This window comes from Tsukamurella paurometabola (assembly GCF_900631615.1).
In the GTDB taxonomy this organism is placed as follows: domain Bacteria; phylum Actinomycetota; class Actinomycetes; order Mycobacteriales; family Mycobacteriaceae; genus Tsukamurella; species Tsukamurella paurometabola_A.
In genome coordinates, this window is the sequence record NZ_LR131273.1 from 232,431 (window position 1) to 248,752 (window position 16,322).

General features: G+C 72.6%; 13 protein-coding genes and 1 tRNA gene. 8 read left to right on the forward strand and 6 right to left on the reverse strand.

What is annotated here, in order from left to right; genetic code table 11:
• Positions 1–29: 29 nt before the first annotated feature.
• The 3 genes from ELY19_RS01235 to ELY19_RS01245 all read left to right on the forward strand — a co-directional run bounded on the left by ELY19_RS01235 (position 30) and on the right by ELY19_RS01245 (position 2,362).
• Positions 30–102 (forward strand) — tRNA-Arg (locus tag ELY19_RS01235).
• A 135-nt stretch (positions 103–237) separates the two neighbouring features.
• Positions 238–534: a hypothetical protein gene (locus ELY19_RS01240; RefSeq protein ID WP_126194576.1), complete on the forward strand. Its 297-nt coding sequence runs from the start codon at positions 238–240 to the stop codon at positions 532–534.
• A 190-nt stretch (positions 535–724) separates the two neighbouring features.
• Positions 725–2,362, forward strand: a complete 1,638-nt coding sequence (locus tag ELY19_RS01245) for an FUSC family protein (protein ID WP_126194577.1) — start codon at positions 725–727, stop codon at positions 2,360–2,362.
• A 2-nt stretch (positions 2,363–2,364) separates the two neighbouring features.
• On the opposite strand, the gene ELY19_RS01250 is transcribed toward ELY19_RS01245, so the two are convergent.
• Both ELY19_RS01250 and ELY19_RS01255 read right to left on the reverse strand, forming a co-directional pair.
• A complete protein-coding gene (locus ELY19_RS01250; protein WP_126194578.1) occupies positions 2,365–3,969 on the reverse strand; it encodes an HNH endonuclease signature motif containing protein in 1,605 nt (534 codons plus the stop codon).
• Positions 3,970–4,038: 69 nt separating this feature from the next.
• The gene (locus tag ELY19_RS01255; RefSeq protein ID WP_126194579.1) at positions 4,039–4,449 is read right to left on the reverse strand and encodes a DUF6998 domain-containing protein; all 411 of its coding nucleotides are present in this window, start codon (positions 4,447–4,449) and stop codon (positions 4,039–4,041) included.
• A gap of 120 nt (positions 4,450–4,569) precedes the next feature.
• Here ELY19_RS01255 and ELY19_RS01260 point away from each other — a divergent pair, with 120 nt between their 5' ends.
• Both ELY19_RS01260 and ELY19_RS01265 read left to right on the forward strand, forming a co-directional pair.
• Complete coding sequence (locus ELY19_RS01260) at positions 4,570–5,658, forward strand: GGDEF domain-containing protein (protein ID WP_126194580.1); 1,089 nt, start codon at positions 4,570–4,572, stop codon at positions 5,656–5,658.
• 97 nt (positions 5,659–5,755) lie between these two features.
• Positions 5,756–6,235: a hypothetical protein gene (locus ELY19_RS01265; protein ID WP_126194581.1), complete on the forward strand. Its 480-nt coding sequence runs from the start codon at positions 5,756–5,758 to the stop codon at positions 6,233–6,235.
• A 2-nt stretch (positions 6,236–6,237) separates the two neighbouring features.
• Here ELY19_RS01265 and ELY19_RS01270 read toward each other — a convergent pair whose 3' ends face one another.
• Both ELY19_RS01270 and ELY19_RS01275 read right to left on the reverse strand, forming a co-directional pair.
• On the reverse strand, positions 6,238–6,651 hold the full coding sequence (locus ELY19_RS01270; RefSeq protein WP_126194582.1) for a hypothetical protein: 414 nt from the start codon (positions 6,649–6,651) through the stop codon (positions 6,238–6,240).
• A 10-nt stretch (positions 6,652–6,661) separates the two neighbouring features.
• Complete coding sequence (locus tag ELY19_RS01275; RefSeq protein WP_126194583.1) at positions 6,662–9,121, reverse strand: HAD-IC family P-type ATPase; 2,460 nt, start codon at positions 9,119–9,121, stop codon at positions 6,662–6,664.
• Between the two features lie 79 nt (positions 9,122–9,200).
• Between ELY19_RS01275 and ELY19_RS01280 the strand changes: the two genes are divergently transcribed.
• The 3 genes from ELY19_RS01280 to ELY19_RS01290 all read left to right on the forward strand — a co-directional run bounded on the left by ELY19_RS01280 (position 9,201) and on the right by ELY19_RS01290 (position 12,539).
• Positions 9,201–10,349: an MFS transporter gene (locus ELY19_RS01280; protein WP_126194584.1), complete on the forward strand. Its 1,149-nt coding sequence runs from the start codon at positions 9,201–9,203 to the stop codon at positions 10,347–10,349.
• An 18-nt stretch (positions 10,350–10,367) separates the two neighbouring features.
• Positions 10,368–10,850 carry an SRPBCC family protein gene (locus ELY19_RS01285; RefSeq protein WP_126194585.1) on the forward strand — a complete coding sequence of 161 codons (483 nt, stop codon included), beginning with the start codon at positions 10,368–10,370 and terminating at the stop codon, positions 10,848–10,850.
• A 165-nt stretch (positions 10,851–11,015) separates the two neighbouring features.
• Positions 11,016–12,539 carry an acyl-CoA synthetase gene (locus ELY19_RS01290; protein WP_126194586.1) on the forward strand — a complete coding sequence of 508 codons (1,524 nt, stop codon included), beginning with the start codon at positions 11,016–11,018 and terminating at the stop codon, positions 12,537–12,539.
• On the opposite strand, the gene ELY19_RS01295 is transcribed toward ELY19_RS01290, so the two are convergent.
• Both ELY19_RS01295 and ELY19_RS01300 read right to left on the reverse strand, forming a co-directional pair.
• Positions 12,536–15,169 (reverse strand): AAA family ATPase, encoded by a 2,634-nt coding sequence (locus tag ELY19_RS01295; protein WP_126194587.1) that lies wholly within the window; start codon positions 15,167–15,169, stop codon positions 12,536–12,538. The two genes, ELY19_RS01290 and ELY19_RS01295, sit on opposite strands and share 4 nt — an antisense overlap.
• Complete coding sequence (locus ELY19_RS01300) at positions 15,166–16,302, reverse strand: metallophosphoesterase family protein (protein WP_126194588.1); 1,137 nt, start codon at positions 16,300–16,302, stop codon at positions 15,166–15,168. Before ELY19_RS01300 ends, ELY19_RS01295 begins: the two co-directional genes overlap by 4 nt.
• Positions 16,303–16,322: the final 20 nt, after the last annotated feature.

Here is a 16,322-nt window from a genome sequence, read left to right on the forward strand (position 1 = left end):
CCCTATGCGCTAACCTTGCTACGCCCTGCGCCCCCGTAGCTCAGGGGATAGAGCGTTCGCCTCCGGAGCGAAAGGCCGCAGGTTCGAATCCTGCCGGGGGCACTCCTTCGGAATTCGTGGTTCTCACGTCGTACATCGCACGGTTCCGCCGCTCTCGCCATCGGCATCCGCGCAGTCGGGATTCGCGCCCCGGCGCGCATCGGCTCCGCGATTCGCTACCCTGAGCGGCCATCCGCAATGAGCCCAGACCTGTCCGGAGCCGATGTGCTGAACCGCCAGATCTTCACCGATCCGCCGCGACCGCTGTCCGAGCGGGAGGAGTGGAATGCGCTCTACGAGGCGCGCCGCGCCGCGCGGCAGTCGCGCAACACGCTGCGCACCGCCCGCGGGCAGTACCGACGGTATCGGCGGAGCCTGGATGGCCGCCCCTACCTGGATTGGCCGCGCTGGAAGGCCGAGTACGACAAGACCTACCGCACCATCGGTACTCCGATCCCGCCCGGCGACAGCAGTATCCCTCCGCCCGTGTCCTGACGCGAGCCGTCGGCGGCCCGTCGACCCGGGGTACGGCGCCGCCGGGGCGATCGTCGCGCGCCGTGCGGCGACACCCATGTGCATTCGTGGTATCGGATCCCCGTCATTCCGGCGGGGCGCCTGCCGCCGGGACCGGCGCCGGCGCGGTGCCCCGTGCGCGGCGCGGGCGACTCGGTGTTGGAATGGATAGGTGAGCGAACCAGTCCCCGAGCCCCCGCCCCGCGTCGCGCGCGTTCGCTCCCTCGTCTTCGCCGACGGTGCGCCGGTCTGGCGGTGGCGGGCCGGCCTGCGGGCCGCAGCGGCGGTCGGGATCCCGGGGGCGTTGCTGGTCGCCACGGGTCACGGCGCCTCCGCGCTGTTCACCACGTTCGGCGCCTTCGCCGTCCTGTACGGCGAGGGGCGCGCGTACCGGGTCCGCGGCCAGGTGGTCGCCGCCGCGGGGCTGGCCCTGCTGGCCGCGGTGGCGGTGGGTGCGACGGTCGGGTGGGCGGTGCCCGCCGGCGGCCCGGTCCTCAAGTCCTGTGCGGTCCTGATGACGGTCGTCCCCGCCGTGGCCGCGGTGTTCGTGGTCGACGCCCTGCGTCTCGGCCCGCCGGGCGCCCTGTTCTTCGCGCTGGTCGGCTCCGGCGCAGTGATCGCGGTGGAGTCCGGCGCCGACCCCGCGATGCTGGTCACCGGCGCCGCTCTCGGCGCGATGGCGTCCGTCCTCGTCTCCATGTCCGGGGCGCTCATCGACCCTTCGGCGCCACAGCGTGAGGCCGCGGGGCGCGCGATCGGGGCGGTCGATTCCTTCCTCGCGTCCGACGGTCCGCGGTCGGCCGAGCGCCGGCATGCAGCGGGGTCGGCCCTGGTCGCCGCCTGGTCGACGATGGACGATGCGCGGGCGGCGCACCGTCCGGCCGACGCTCCGCTGCTGGCCGACCTGCGGGATGCGAACCGCCGGTTCGCGGCGTCGTCGTCCGACGACTCCGACACCGAGGTCGATCCCACGCGCGCGGTCACCACGTCGCGACTGCGGCCGACTGTCGGCCATCGGCTGCGCCGTTCGCTCAGCCCGTCGTCGCATGCCGCCATCACGTCGGGCCGGGTCGGGGTCGCCTGCCTCGTCGCCGGTGGCGTGAGTACGGCGCTCGGCTTCGAGCGTCCGCACTGGGCGGCGATCAGCGCGCTCGTCGTCCTCCAGACCGGTGTCGACCGGGTGCACGGGACCGTGCGCGCGCTGCATCGGTTCCTCGGCACCGCGGTGGGGCTCGTGCTGTTCGCGGGACTCCATGCGGCCGCGCCGCAGGGCTACGCGCTCATCGCGGTCGTCGCTGTGCTGCAGTTCTGCATCGAGGTGCTCGTGGTGCGCAACTACGCGGCGGCGGTCGTCGTGATCACGCCCGTGGCGCTCCTCGCGAGCGGCGCGGGCGTGACAGGCGGGCCGGCCCTGCCGGTGATGCGAGACCGGTTGCTGGAGACGGTGGTCGGCGTCGTCGTAGCGCTGCTCGCGATGTACCTGCTGGACCCGGGTGCGCACCGCCGGACGTTCGCCTGGACGGATCGCCGGATCCGCGATGCGGCGGCGGCGCTGGTCGACGCCTGCGCGACCGCGCCGACCGGCTCCGCGCCCGCGCGCGAGGCGGCCCGGCACCTGCACTTCGAGTTGGAGGGTGGGGTGCGCGCGGGCATCGATTCGATGCACAACGAGCCGGACTGGGCCGCGGACCGCTGGCCGGCGCGGGCCGCGCTGATCCACGACGGCTACGACCTGACGGCGCGCTTCTGGACGACGCCCGCCGATCTCCCGATCACCGACGGCAACGCCTGGCGTCGCCGCTTCGTCTGACCTCACGCCGCGCGCGCCGTGGCCGCCGACTGCTCACACCAGGCGGTTTCGGCGTCGTGGTCGGCGAGGAGTTGTTCCAGGAGCGGCGGGCCGTGCGGGCCGTCGAGAATCTTCGCGACCATCTCCTGCTCGGCGCGCATGTCCTCGAACTGGCGGCGGAGATCCTGCTCGACCCAGGCATCCCGGAACTGCGCGCATCGAGTGCGCCAGCGCGCGAGCGCCTCGCGGTAGAGCTCCTCGGTGTGGTGCCGGTGGTTGACGCGGTGCACCCCGGTCGGGTCGGCCCCGCGGCGCCAACCGGTACGCCCGGCGTACTGCCGGCCGCGCGGGATGGTGATGGTCTCCCACCCGCGCGGGTCCTCCGCGAGGTCGGGCACGACCTTGCCGTGGTGGGCGTCGCAGGCGAGAGTGAGCGCCGTGACGTCGGTCGCGCCGCCTCCGGCCCACTCGGTGACGTGGTGCACCTGACAGCGCGTGGCGGGCGCGTCGCAGCCCGGTGCGCTGCAGCCCTTCTCAGCGCCGTACAGCGCGATGCGCTGGTCGGCGGAGGCGAGGCGCTTCTCGCGGCCGAGGAACAGCGGACGCGACGCGAGATCCAGCACGAGGACGTACTTGGGATTGGCGCCCATCATCCGCAGTGCATCCTCGACGGGAAGCCTGCCACCGGTGGCCGTCGTCGCGATGCCGGCCTCCGATTCGAGCTGCTCGATACCGAGCGTGATGATCGGGATGCAGGGAAGGCCGCGATGATTGCCGAGCCCGCCCGAGGCGATCGCGACACCCAGCGCGTACGCCAACGCATCGTGGTTGCGCTGCGTCGCGGTCCGGGTATCGCGGGCGGCGGCCTCGCGAACCGCGTCGGCGTCCGTCGGGTCGACCGGGGCGTCGGCATCGTCGGGGTTGACGACACCCGGACGGGCGAACTTCGCGAGAACCACGTCCAGGAGGGCGCGACATTCGGGTGAGAGGGAACCGCCGATGTCCGACATGAGGTCGTCGCCCTGGGCGCTCACGGTCAGTTCCCGCGAGCGCCGGATGCGGTCCTGGTCGGGCTCGGCACCGTCGGGATCGAGGTGGGCGATCGCTCGCTTGCCGATCAGCACGATGTCCTCCGGCGGCACGCTCTCCGCCGCCGTCACGAGGATCTCCTCGAGATCGTCGAGGTCGCGGCAGTTGAGCCGGTAGCTCCTGTCGAGAATGCGCTCCATCGCCGTGGCGTGCCGCTCGGAGATCCGGCCCTCGCGCTGCGCCTCCGCGATGATCGCGTACTTCGGCTCCGGCGCGAGGCCCCGGGCGTGCCGCGGCACCCGGCCCGTTCCACCGTGCATCCGGTCGCGGGCTTCCGCGCCGGCGAGACGCAGCTGGTCGACGAGGAGTTCCTTGATACCGGTGTACCCCAGCTGCGCGGGCAGACCTTGCTCGAAGGCGACTCCGGCGAGGAGGTTCTGGCCGTAGGGAACGCGGCGAGCGGCGGTTTCCAGCCGGCGCAGACAGTCGAGGACCTGCTGCGAGGAGAGCATCACCGGATCAGCGGCGGCGAGCCGTTGGGCCGCCTGTTCGAACATCGAGAGCGAATCGAGATACTCCTCTGCCGTGCAGGACCTCATCGCGCCCCCCTTTCACCTGCTCCCACCATTCTACGAGAATGTTCGATACATAGCCACACACTCGAATGTTCATTCTGAACTCAGGCGGCGGAGCGTTGACAGCGCTACAGCGAACTGTCCGTTGGACTGCACCGGCCGCTCGGCGACCCGCGTGATCGGCCCGTAGAACACGACCTCGGGCTCGCCGCGCACGTCCAGCCTGAGTACGAGCAGGTCGTCGGCCTCCTGATGAGACGAAGCGCGCAGCGCGATACTCGTCCCGTAGGTCGCCTTGATCTCGACCTTCCGGCCGTTGCGGTCGACGGCGTCGTAGCCCTTCGTGGACGGGGGAACGAGCCTGAGCCCGAACATCGATGCCGCCAGCACTTCCCCGAGAGTGCCGACGAGGTGCCCATCCGGCGTGAACCTCCGGCCGTGTATAGCGCCCAGCTCGGAGGTGATGGCGTGCAGTTGCGCTACGAGTTCCGTGGTCCGGTCCATCGGTGCAGCCAAGCAGACGATTCAGCGCGTGCGCGGTATCTCCATCCCACCGCCCGATGGCCGTGTCGATCTGCTTGCAATATCGAACACGAAGGCCTGCGCCGTGGGACCATAGCGCCCATGGAGAAGACGATCGTCGGGGAAGGGACGCCACGTCACCTGCTCCGCCGCATCGACATGCAGGACCGGGTGTGGCGCTACGCGATCGCCGCGCTGACCCTCGCGTACGGGGCGTTCGGGGCGATCACGCTCGTCATTCCCGACGGTGCGGGCGACAGTCACTGGCGGCGCGCCACGATCGGCCTCATCTGCCTCAGCGCGATCCCCGCCGCGGCGGTCGTCGCGCGGACACCGCTCGCCGGCGCCTGGTGGTCGAAGGGCGCTCGGAACAGGGGCAGCATCGCCTTCGTCGCCTATGCGGATCTCGGCCTCGCCGGCGTGGTGCTGTGCATGCAGAACGCGCAGGCGTCGCTGATCGGCACGGGACTGTTCTCCGTGATCGGCGCGTACGTCGCACACTTCGTCGACGGCAAGGTCATGACCCTCCACATCACCTTCTCGACCACGGTCATCCTGATCCTCGGGGCGAAACTCCTCGCCGCCGGGACCAACCCGATCACCGTGAGCCTCGAGATCGTGGTCGCGATCGTGGTGGCGAACGCGGTCGTGGCGCTCCTGCGGCGATACACGGTCGAGATGCAGCGGTTGATCACCAAGCAGCTGCTCGAGTCGTCGCTCGATCCGCTGACCAACATCCTCAATCGACGGGGATTCGCGTTCTCGGGCGGGCGACTCGTCGACCGCTCGCCGGGCGATCTGCTCGTGGCGGCCATCGACGTGGACGAGTTCAAGACGATCAACGACCGCTTCGGTCATGCCGTCGGCGACGGTGTGCTGCGCAACGTCGCCCGGCTCCTGGACACGGGTACCACGCCGGGCGCGGTCGTCGGCCGCCTCGGCGGCGACGAGTTCGCCGTCATCAGCGCGGACCCCGCGCACGACGCGACGTTCCTGACCGACGACGTCCACCGGGATCCGGTGCGGCTGCCGGACGGCAGCACGGTGTCGCTGAGCATCGGGCTCGTCCACGTGGACCACGTCTCCGATTCCGCAGTGCCATCGCTCGACGATCTCAACGACCGCGCTGATCGGGCCCTCAAGGCGAGCAAGACCACGGGCCGGAACCGGACGACCAGCGTCGAGGGCTGACCCCGCTCCGGGCGGTGACGGTGGCCGCGGCCCCCACCGGCCCCCACCGGCCGCATTGTCCGTCCGACTCCGTTCGTCCGGCTCCTAGGATCGAGCGATGCGGATCGAGCGATGGCGGACCGGCCGGGCGACCCCTCCGATCGTCACGGAGGACTACTTCGACGCCGCGGAGGCGTCCGCGACCTACTCGCGTGAGCGGCCGCGCACGACCCGCACCCACCGCGCACTCATCGACGGTCTCGCCGTTCCGACCACCGCGGCGCAGACGGCGCTCCGCGGCTGCCTCACCGCGCTGCGGGACGTCTCGCTCACCGAAGAGTGGTGCGTCGGCGTGATCGCCGCCGGGACCACCGGCGACCTGTTCCACGTCGTGTACCGCTGGCGGGACCATCCGATCACTCTCGGCTTCGCGACGGAGGCGACGATCTCACCGCTGTACGGGTTCCCCGGAGACCCGGAGACGGTCGGCCGGGACGCCGCCGCCTTCTGCATCGGCGAGCCGCTCGGAACCGTCGCCGATCACCTGCGCCCCGACGCGAACGGCGTCCACTGGTGGGGAACGCCGCTGCCCGGCTGAGCTCAGCCCGGACCCGCGAACCAGTCGACGGTGGCGAGGTAGCGCCCCATCCAGACGCTGCCCAGTCCCAGGATCACCACGACGGCGGCCAGGTACCGCACTCGTCCGAATCTCCGGACGAACCACCGGCCCATCGCGAGCACCGCCGCCGTGAGGACCACCGCCTCGGCCCAGGCGACGACGGACACCGCACCGGGCGCCCCGGCCCGCTCGAACCACAGGGCCGGAAGGAACAGCAGAAGCCCGACCACGATCGAGACGTACGGGAGCAGCACGAGGGCCGTCAGGCCGCTCGCCGCCCAGCCCACCGCATCTGCGATCCTCCGCCTGTCGCCCACCACGGCGGACGCGACGGCGAAGACGATCCACGCGACGACGGCGACGATGGGGACGATCCTCGACGCCGCGTCGTACACGGACCACATCTCAGGCGCCGCGATGCCCGAGCTTCGCGAACACGGCGGGCGCCGCGCGGCGGAGGACCTCCACCATCACGATCGCCAGCGCGCCGAAGGCGAAGCCGGTGCCCACCATCGCCGGGTCGCTGATGTCGAGGAAGAACTTCTCCTGCGCCAACGGGATCGAGAACAGCACCACGTAGAACGCGACCGAGGCGCCGACGAGGAGGACCTTCCACCAGGTGTACGGCCGCGCCACGATCCCCAGCACCCACAGCGAGCCCACGAGCAGCGTGATCAAGGCGGCCGTCGAGGCCTGGATCTGGTCGGCGCTCAGCGTCGCGGCCTTGCCGCCCAGTGAAGCGCCGGAGCCGCCGGGATTGACGACGAGGTAGCACAGGAACGTCGCCAGGCCGATCCCCACGCCCGACGGTGCCGCCAGCCGCAGCACGCGCCCGACGAAGCCGGTCTTGGCCCGTTCGTTGTTGGGTGCCAAGGACATCACGAACGCGGGGATACCGATGGTGAACCACGCGGCGATCGTCACGTGGATCGGCTGGAACGGGTACGAGACCGGCGCGAAGCCGAAGACCTTGGCGCCCAGGCCGGCCAGGCCCACGAGCCAGGCGAGCAGCACCGCGTACACGGTCTTGGTGAGGAAGAGGTTCGCGACGCGCTCGATGTTGCCGATCACGCGCCGCCCCTCGCCCACCACATAGGGCAGGGTGGCGAACTTGTTGTCCAGCAGCACGATCTGCGCGACCGACCGCGCCGCGGAGCTGCCGGAGCCCATCGCGACGCCGATGTCGGAGTCCTTCAGCGCCAGCACGTCGTTCACGCCGTCGCCGGTCATGGCGACCGTGTCTCCCCGCGACTGCAGCGCCTTGACCATCGCCCGCTTCTGGTCCGGGCGCACCCGGCCGAAGGTCACGTTGTCGGTGACGACCTCGCCCAGCTCGTCGTTGTCCGACGGGAGCTTCCGCGCATCGACGGACGAGTCGGGCGAGCCCAGTCCCAGCGAGTGCGCCACCGCCCCCACCGAGACGGCGTTGTCGCCGGAGATGACCTTCACGGCGACGCCCTGCGAGTCGAAGAAGTCGAGCGTGTCGCGGGCGTCGACGCGCACCCGCTGTTCCAGTGCGATCAGCGCGCGCGGCACCAGGTTCCCGGGCGCGGCGAGCCCGTCGACCTCGGTGTCCACCGGCACGTCGGTCGACGCCACGAGCAGCACCCGCAGGCCCGTCGACCCCAGCTCGGTGGCGCGCCGCGCACCGTCGGACTCGGGATCGAGGAGAACGTCGGCGGCCCCGAGGATCCAGTTCCCCCGCGGCGCGCCATCCTCGGCGAGCGAGATGCCGGACCACTTCTTGGCGGAGCTGAACGGCGCCACCGCGGCGGCGCGCCAGGACGGCGCGTCGGGATACGCCTCGGCGATCGCCTGCACGCTCGCGTTCGGGCGCGGGTCGAGCGCCGCGACGGCGGCGAGGGCGGTCTCGATGTCGGCGCGGTCGCCGTCGAGGACGTCCAGCTCGGACAGGCGCATGCCGTTCTCGGTGAGCGTGCCGGTCTTGTCGGCGCACACCACGTTCACACGGGCCAGGCCCTCGATCGCGGGGAGCTCCTGCACGAGACACTTGCGCTGCCCCAGCCGTACCACGCCGACCGCGAAGGCGATGGACGTCATCAGCACGAGCCCCTCGGGCACCATCGGGACCAGGGCAGCCACCATGCCCAGGATCGCCTGGTTCAGTTCCTGTTTCGAGATCACCAGCTGGTTGAAGACGGTGAGCACCCCGGCCGGCACCAACAGCCACGTGATCACCTGGAGGATCTTGTCGATGCCCGACCGCAGCTCGGAATTGACGAGGGTGAACTTGCTGGCCTCGTCGGCGAGCTTCGCCGCGTAGGCGTCGGCGCCCACCTTCGTGGCGCGGTACGCGCCCGAGCCGGAGACCACGAAGCTGCCGGAGAAGATCTCGTCGCCCAGCTGCTTGTCCACGGGATCGGCCTCGCCCGTGAGCAGCGACTCGTCGACCTCGAGGGCCTCGAACTCGATCGTCTCGCCGTCGACCACGATCTGGTCGCCCGGACCGATCTCGATCACGTCGTCGAGCACCACGTCGGACTGCGCGACCTCGGTGGCGACACCGTCGCGCCGCACCACCGGGCGGGCCTGCCCGACGATGGCCAGCGAGTCCAGCGTCCGCTTCGCACGCAGCTCCTGGACGATGCCGATACCCGAGTTGAAGACGATGAGCAGGCCGAACAGGCCGTTGATGAGTGAGCCGGTGAACAGCACCAGCAGGAAGAGCACGCCGAGCATCGCGTTGATGCGGGTGAAGACGTTGGCGCGGACGATGTCCCAGGTGCTCCGGCCCGACCTGTTGGGCAGCGTGTTCACCCGGCCGTCGCGTACCCGCTCCGCGACCTGCGCCGCGGTGAGGCCGGACGCGGGGACGCCGGAGGTCGTGTCGGGGGCAGCAGTCATGACCGCGAGTCTAATGACGCGCACGCGGCGCAGGCGCCGTGGTGATGCCCGTGACACCGCCGGTTGTTAGGTTCGGCTCGTGACCGCGACGACGCAGAGCCGCGCCCTGTACCCCCTGTACGCGGCGGGCTTCACCACGGCGTTCGGCGCCCACAGCATCGCGGCGAGCCTCGGCGGCCTCACCGGCACGATCGGCGCGCAGCTCCTGACACTCGGTCTGCTGCTGGCCCTCTACGACGGTGCCGAGGTACTCCTCAAGCCCGTCTTCGGCACGCTCGCCGACCGCATCGGTCCCCGCCCGGTCCTGCTCGGCGGCCTCGTGGCCTTCGCGGTGGCGTCGGCGGCGTTCGTCGTCGCCGGCGAGCCCGGGTGGCTCGCGCTGGCGCGGTTCGCGCAGGGCGCGGCCGCCGCCGCCTTCTCGCCCGCCGCGAGCGCCATGGTCTCCCGGCTCACCCCCGACACCGCGCAGGGCCGCGCCTTCGGCGGCTACGGCGCGTGGAAGGGCCTCGGCTACACCCTGGGCCCCGTGCTCGGCGGCGGGCTCATCTGGGCCGGCGGATACGCGCTGCTGTTCGGCGTGCTCGGCGGCGTCGCGGCGCTGGTCGCGGCGTGGGCCGCCGCCGCGGTACCGGCGCTCGATCCCCTCCCCCGGCAGCGGCAGACCGTGCTCGACCTCGCGCGCCGCCTCGGCTCACGGTCCTTCCTGCTGCCCACCGCGGCGCTCGCGGGCTCGACGGGCGTACTCGCCGTCGGTGTCGGATTCCTCCCCGTCGCCGGTTCCGAGCACGGCATGGGGCCGCTCGTCACGGGCGCCGCGGTCTCGGTGCTCGCGCTCACCGCGTCGCTCGTGCAGCCGCGGGCCGGGCGGGCGCGCGACGCGGGCCGCCTGTCCGACGGTGCCGGCATCGCCGCGGGCCTGTCCCTCGCCGCGCTCGGCCTGCTCGCCGTCGCGATCCCCGGGCCCGCCGGGATCGTGGTCTCCGCGGTCGCGGTCGGCGCCGGAGTGGGCCTGGTGACACCGCTCGGCTTCGCGCACCTCGCGCAGAACTCCCCGAAGGAGCACCTGGGCCAGACGATGGGCTCCGCGGAGATCGGCCGCGAGCTGGGCGACGCGGGCGGCCCGCTGCTGGTCGGGGCCATCGCGGCGGTCGCCGGCCTCACCGCGGGACTCGCCGGCCTCACGGCGGTGCTGGCCGTGATCGCGCTCGCCGCGCTCCGGCTGCGGTAGCGCCGTATCCTTCCGCTCATGACCGCCTTCACCGTGGCCCGATCGACCGAGATCGCCGCGCCCGCCGACACCGTCCACGGCCTCATCGCCGACCTCCACGAGTGGCGGCTGTGGTCGCCGTGGGAGGGCCTCGACCCCCACCTGCACCGGGAGTACACGGGGCCGTCGAGCGGACCGGGCGCGAGCTACGCCTGGAAGGGCAACCGCAGGGCCGGGGCCGGCCGGATGACGGTGTCCGCGGTCGAGCCCGGCCGATCGGTGGACGTCGACCTCGAGTTCCTCAAGCCCTTCCCCGCGCACAACCACGTGCGCTTCGACATCGTCCCGGCCGCCACCGGCGGCGGGGTCGCGGTCACCTGGACGATGACCGGCGAGACCAGCGGCCTGGCCTCGCTGATCGGCCGGATCGTGCCGATGGACCGGCTCGTCGGCAAGGACTTCGAGAAGGGACTCGCGGCCCTCAAGGCCCGCAGCGAGAACACCGGCGACGGCGACGCGTAGCCCGGTCGCCCGCGGCAGGGGGCGGAACCGGCCGCGCGACCCGCGATCGTCTCACCGCGTGCCGCGCACCGTCGGGCTGCGAAATCCGGCGAATCGTCCCCGGCCCGACGCGGCGGCGGTCAGAATGCACGCAATCGCCCGCGCCCGCTGCCGCAAGGAGGCACCATGCCCGCTCGCCCCGCCGTCGACCTCGGATCCTGGATCGCGCGCCGTGCCGCCGTGAGCGGCGACCGGCCCGCCGTCACGTACGGCGATACGACGTGGAGCTACCGGGAGTTCGCGGAGCGGGTCGACCGGCTGGCCGCCGAGCTGGTGGCCGGCGGCGTGCGCACCGGCGACCGAGTGGGCTACGTGGGCTTCAACCACCCCGACTTCCTCACCACGATGTTCGCGGCATCCCGCGCGGGGGCCGTCTTCGTGCCGCTCAACTTCCGGCTGACCTCGGCGGAGCTGGAGTACATCCTCACCGACGCGGGCGTACACACCCTCGTCGCGGACGCCGACCGCGCCGCCGTCGTGGAGCCGGTGCGGGCCTCGTCCGGGATCACGCGCGCCATCGCGCTCGAGCCGGTCGACGGCTGGGAGCGGCTCGACGAGCTGCTCGCGGCGCGCGCGCCGATCGCCGAGCCGCAGTCCCCGGCCGAGGACGACCTCGCGCTCATCATGTACACCTCCGGCACCACCGGCCGCCCCAAGGGCGCGATGCTCACGCACGGGAACATGTTCTGGAACAACATGAACGCGCTGCTGAGCCTCGACACGGTGTCGACGGACATCAGCCTCGTGGCCGCGCCGATGTTCCACATCGGCGGCCTCAACGTGACCACCCTGATCACCCTGCAGAAGGGCGGGCAGCTGGTGATCCTGCCCGCCTTCGACCCCACCGCCGCACTGCAGCTCATCGAGAAGCACCGCGTGACCACGATGTTCGGTGTCCCGGCGATGTTCCTGTTCATGAGCCAGGTACCGGCGTTCGAGACCGCCGATCTGTCCAGCGTCCGCCAGTTCACGTGCGGCGGCGCGCCCGTGCCCGAGCCGCTCATCGCGCTCTACAACGGCCGGGACATCCCCTTCTGCCAGGGCTACGGGCTCACCGAGACCGCCCCGCTCGCCCTGGTCATGGACGTCTACGACACCGCACGCAAGATCGGTGCCGCCGGCCACCACATCCTGCCGCTCTCCGAGGTCGCGCTGCTCGGCCCCGACGGTGCGCCCGTCCCCGCCGGGGAGCGCGGCGAGGTCTGCGTGCGCGGCCCGCAGGTCACCCCCGGCTACTGGCAGAACCCCGAAGCCACCGGCGCGGCGATCGACGCCGACGGCTGGTTCCACACCGGCGACGTGGGCGAGCAGGACGAGGACGGCTACGTCACCGTCGTCGACCGGGTGAAGGACATGGTGATCTCGGGCGGCGAGAACGTCTACCCCGCCGAGGTCGAATCCGTGCTGTACCGGCATCCGTCGATCGCGGAAGTCGCGATCATCGGTACGCCGCACGAGAAGTGGGGCGAGGCCGTGACCGCGATCGTCGCGCTCAAGCCGGAGGCCTCCCTCACGCTCGAGGAGGTCCGCGAGTTCGCGAAGGACTCCCTCGCGCCCTACAAGTTGCCGCTCGCCCTGCACGTCGTGGACGCCCTCCCCCGCAACCCCGCGGGCAAGGTGCTCAAGTTCAAGCTGCGCGAGCAGGTTTAACCGAGCGCGACCTCGGTGACGCCGTCGCGGCCGCGGAGGGCGTCGAATCGGCCGGGGACGCAGCTGAAGACGATCACCTGCGCGGAGCGGCCGGCCTCGACGAGCGCGTCCGCCATCGCGCCGAGGCGCGTGGGATCGCTGTGGCCCAGGGCGTCGTCGAAGATCACGGGCGCGCCGTCGGCACCGTCGACCAGGCGGGCGCACGCGAGCCGGCTGAGCACGCCCAGCTGCTCCTGCGCGCCGCCCGACAGCGACTCGAACGGCACCGTGACGCCGTCCACGGTGCGCGAGGCGATGGTGAGGTCGTCGCCGACGGTGATGGTGAGCGGATCGCCGAAGACGGTGCGGCCCAGCTCCTCCAGGGCCCGCTGATAGGGCGCCTGCACGCGGGCGCGGCGGGCGTCGCGGTGGGCGGTGAGCGTCTCGTGCAACAGCGCCGCGGCGCGGGCCCGCTCCTCCACCGACGTCCGGGCGCGCTCGGCGTGCACGTGCTCGGCCACGGCCGCGTCGAGGCGGTCCCGGCGACCGTCGGCCTGGAAGAGCTGCAGCTGGCCGTTCAGTCCCGCCAGCTCTTCGCGCGCGGCCGCCTCTGCGGCACGGGCCCGTTCGTCCCGCGCGCGGGCGGCGGCGAGCCGGGCGGCGAAGCCCGCTACGTCGGCCTCGCGCGCCGCCGCCTCGTGCTCGGCGACCTCTGCCGCGGCTGCCTCGCGCGCCGCGACGGCGGCGTCCGCCGCCGTGCCGAGCGCCTCGTCGGCGGACTCGGCCCGCGCGCGCTCGAGTTCCACCGTGAGCTCGGACGCCTGCTGATCGAAGTGCTGCAGGCGATCCGCGGCGACCTGCGCCTCGGTCGTCGCACGGTGCAGCTCCTGGTGCTTCTGCCCGAGCTGCTCGCGGGTCCGCTTCTCCTCCGTGCGCGACGCCACCTCGGCCTGCGTGGCCTCCATGAGGTTCGCCTTGGCCCGCTCGGGATCGACGGCCAGCAGCTCGGGGTCGACCGCCGCCTCGAGCGCGACGATCCGCTCCGCCGACTCCTCGGCGAGCTGCCGCAGCTCCGCGAGCGTGTTGTCGCCGAGGGCGTGCGCGAGGGCGATCCGCGCCTCCTGCAGCTCGATCTCGACGGCCTCGCGCTGCTCGTGCAGCTCGCGGGCCTCCGCGACGTCCGCCGCTCCCGCATCGCGGCAGGCCGCGAGCAGAGCGGCGTGCGCGGCCTTCACCTCCGCGGCGGCGTCGGCGCTCTCGCCGCGCTGCATCACCTCGATCCGCACGGCCCCGGGTACGTCGATCACGGTGCCGTTCCCGGCCACGACCTCCACGGGTTCCTCGCCGATGTTCCGCCCGTCGACGAGCACGTCGGCGAAGCCCAGTCGTTCGAGCTTGAGGGTGGCGGCGAGCGCGGAGAACCGGGCCTGCGCCTTCTCGTACCGCTGCTCGGCGACCGCGATCGTCTGCAGTGAGCGACGGTCAATGGGGTTGGCGGCCAGCCGGTTGCGCGCGTCCTCCACGTCCTTGCCGAGGAGTTGCGCCTGCTCGATCCGCTTCACGATCCGCTGATAGCCGACCGACTCGCGGGCGTAGTCGACGGCGTACTGCGCCTGCGACTTCCGCTCCCGGCGATCGGCCGAGACGGCCGACAGCTCGTGCACCGTGGTCTCGAGCCACGACGCCTCCGCGGCCAGGGCATCGCGATCGGCCAGCGCGCGGTCGCGCTGCACCCGCACCTGGGCCGTGCGCTCGACCGCGAGGGCCTGCTTGTCGACGAGGCGGCGCCGGCGGTTGGCCGCATCGCCCGCGTGCTGCTCGCGCAGCTGTGCGGACTCGAGGGCGGAGCGGGCCTGCGCCAGCCGCGATCGGAGTGCGCCGATCCGCTCCTGGTCGGCGGCGAGGGTCTCCAGGTCCGCGGCGGCGGCGGACCGTCGTTCCACCAGTGCGCCCAGGCGGGCGGACGCGACGGCGTGCTCCTCGACGACGCGGTCCACCTCCCGCAGCGCGGCCTCGGCCTCCTCCAGGGCCGTGCGGGCAGCGGTCTCCCGGGCGCGGGCCGCGGACAGCTCGCCCGTGGGCCGGCCCGTCGGCGTGAAGTACCGGGCGCGCTCGGCGGCGACGGCCTCGGCGAGCCGCTCCGCCCCCGGCTCGTCCTCGCCCGCGCCACCCGACGCGGAGTCCAGCGCCTTGGCGAACGCGGCGCTGTCCCGCAGGGACGGCTGCCCGGGGCCGGGGCCCTGCAGCACGGTGAGCGCGGCGAGCAGATCGCCGTCGACGTGCGCGGCCATCTGCTCCGCCACCCACGCCTCGGCGCTGCCGCCGGTGAGCTGCTGCGGCGTGGGTGCGAGCACCGTCAGCGTGGTGCCGGGGCGGCGGTGGTACTGCTTGGCGTAGACGAAGCGGTAGGGGCCGACGGTGAGCTCCGCCTCGACCCACGGCCCGGCGTCGCGGTGCGCGGGGCACACGGCCTCGACCCGCTGCGACTTCGACGTGGCCTTGACCTCCAGCAGCAGCTGCAGCGCCTCGACCATCGACGACTTCCCGGCCTCGTTCGGACCGTGCAGCAGGGTGACGCCGGTATCGGCGAAGACGATCTCGCGCTCGTCCACGCCGCGGAAGTCCTTGACCGCCAGCCGGTGCAGCCTCATGCGCCCACCTCCTGGCGGGTGAGGCGGTAGAGCAGCGCGAGCGCGCCCGAGGCGTCCGCCGCGCGCTCCCCTCCGCTGCGGGCGACGCCCAGCAACTCCTGCGCGGCGTCGGCGGCGGGGCCGGTGAGTTCCAGCGCGTCCAGTTCGTCCTCGCCGGGGAGCACCGCGAGATCGGTCTTGCGCTCCCACAGCTCGACGGCCGCGAACCGTGCCCGCAGGGCCGCGATCTCGTCGTCGAGGCGCGCCTTCGCGGCGAGCCCGACGGTGCCGGTGAAGCCGACCTTGACCACGGTGCGGTCCTTGTCGGGCAGGGCCGAGAGCGCGCCGACGGCGGCGTCGACGTCGCGCTCGGCGGTCAGCGGGAACTCGCGGGAGGCGAACCGCCAGGTGCCGACGCGGACCGGCTCGACCTCCGGCGGGCCGGCGTCGGGCACGTCGACGACGAGGACGGAGCCGGACGCCGTCTCCTTGTGGTCGAAGTTGGTGACCTCGGGGGCACCGGAGTACCAGACGCCCGGCGCCACCTCGGTGACCGAGTGCCGGTCGCCGAGGGCGACGTACCGCAGCTGTCCGGTGGCGATCCGCTGCGACAGCGCGCCGACGTCGATGAGGCGCTGGTCCTGCGCGCCGACGGGCAGCGTCCCGCCGTGCCCGACGGCGATCCGGATCACGCCCTCCGCGGGCGGCGGCGCCGCGGCGACCGCTTCGGTGAGCGGATCCCCGGCGGGGTGCTTGGAGAACCACGGCGCGGCCAGCAGCTCGCCCCCCGGGCGCACCGCGTGGACGCCGGGGCGCTCGAGCACGATCACGTTCTCGGGGCGGTGCCGCCGGAACAGCTCGGAGGTGTAGATCGACGCGGCGTCCAGCGGGTCGTGATTACCGGGCATCAGGTAGACGGGCCGCTCGATCGCGGCGATGCGGTCGAGGCTGCGGGCGACGACTGCGGGGGCGAGCCGGTTGTCCTCGAAGACGTCACCGCAGACGACGACGAACTCCGCGTCCCGCTCGGCCGCCACGGCGCCGAGCCGGGAGATCGCGTCCAGCCGGGCGTCGGTGAATCGCGCCTGCGCGTCCGCGTCGAGGAAGTGCCGGGTCATTCCCAGCTGCCAGTCCGCCGTGTGCAGAAATCGCATGCCCGTCACCCCCTCGTAGG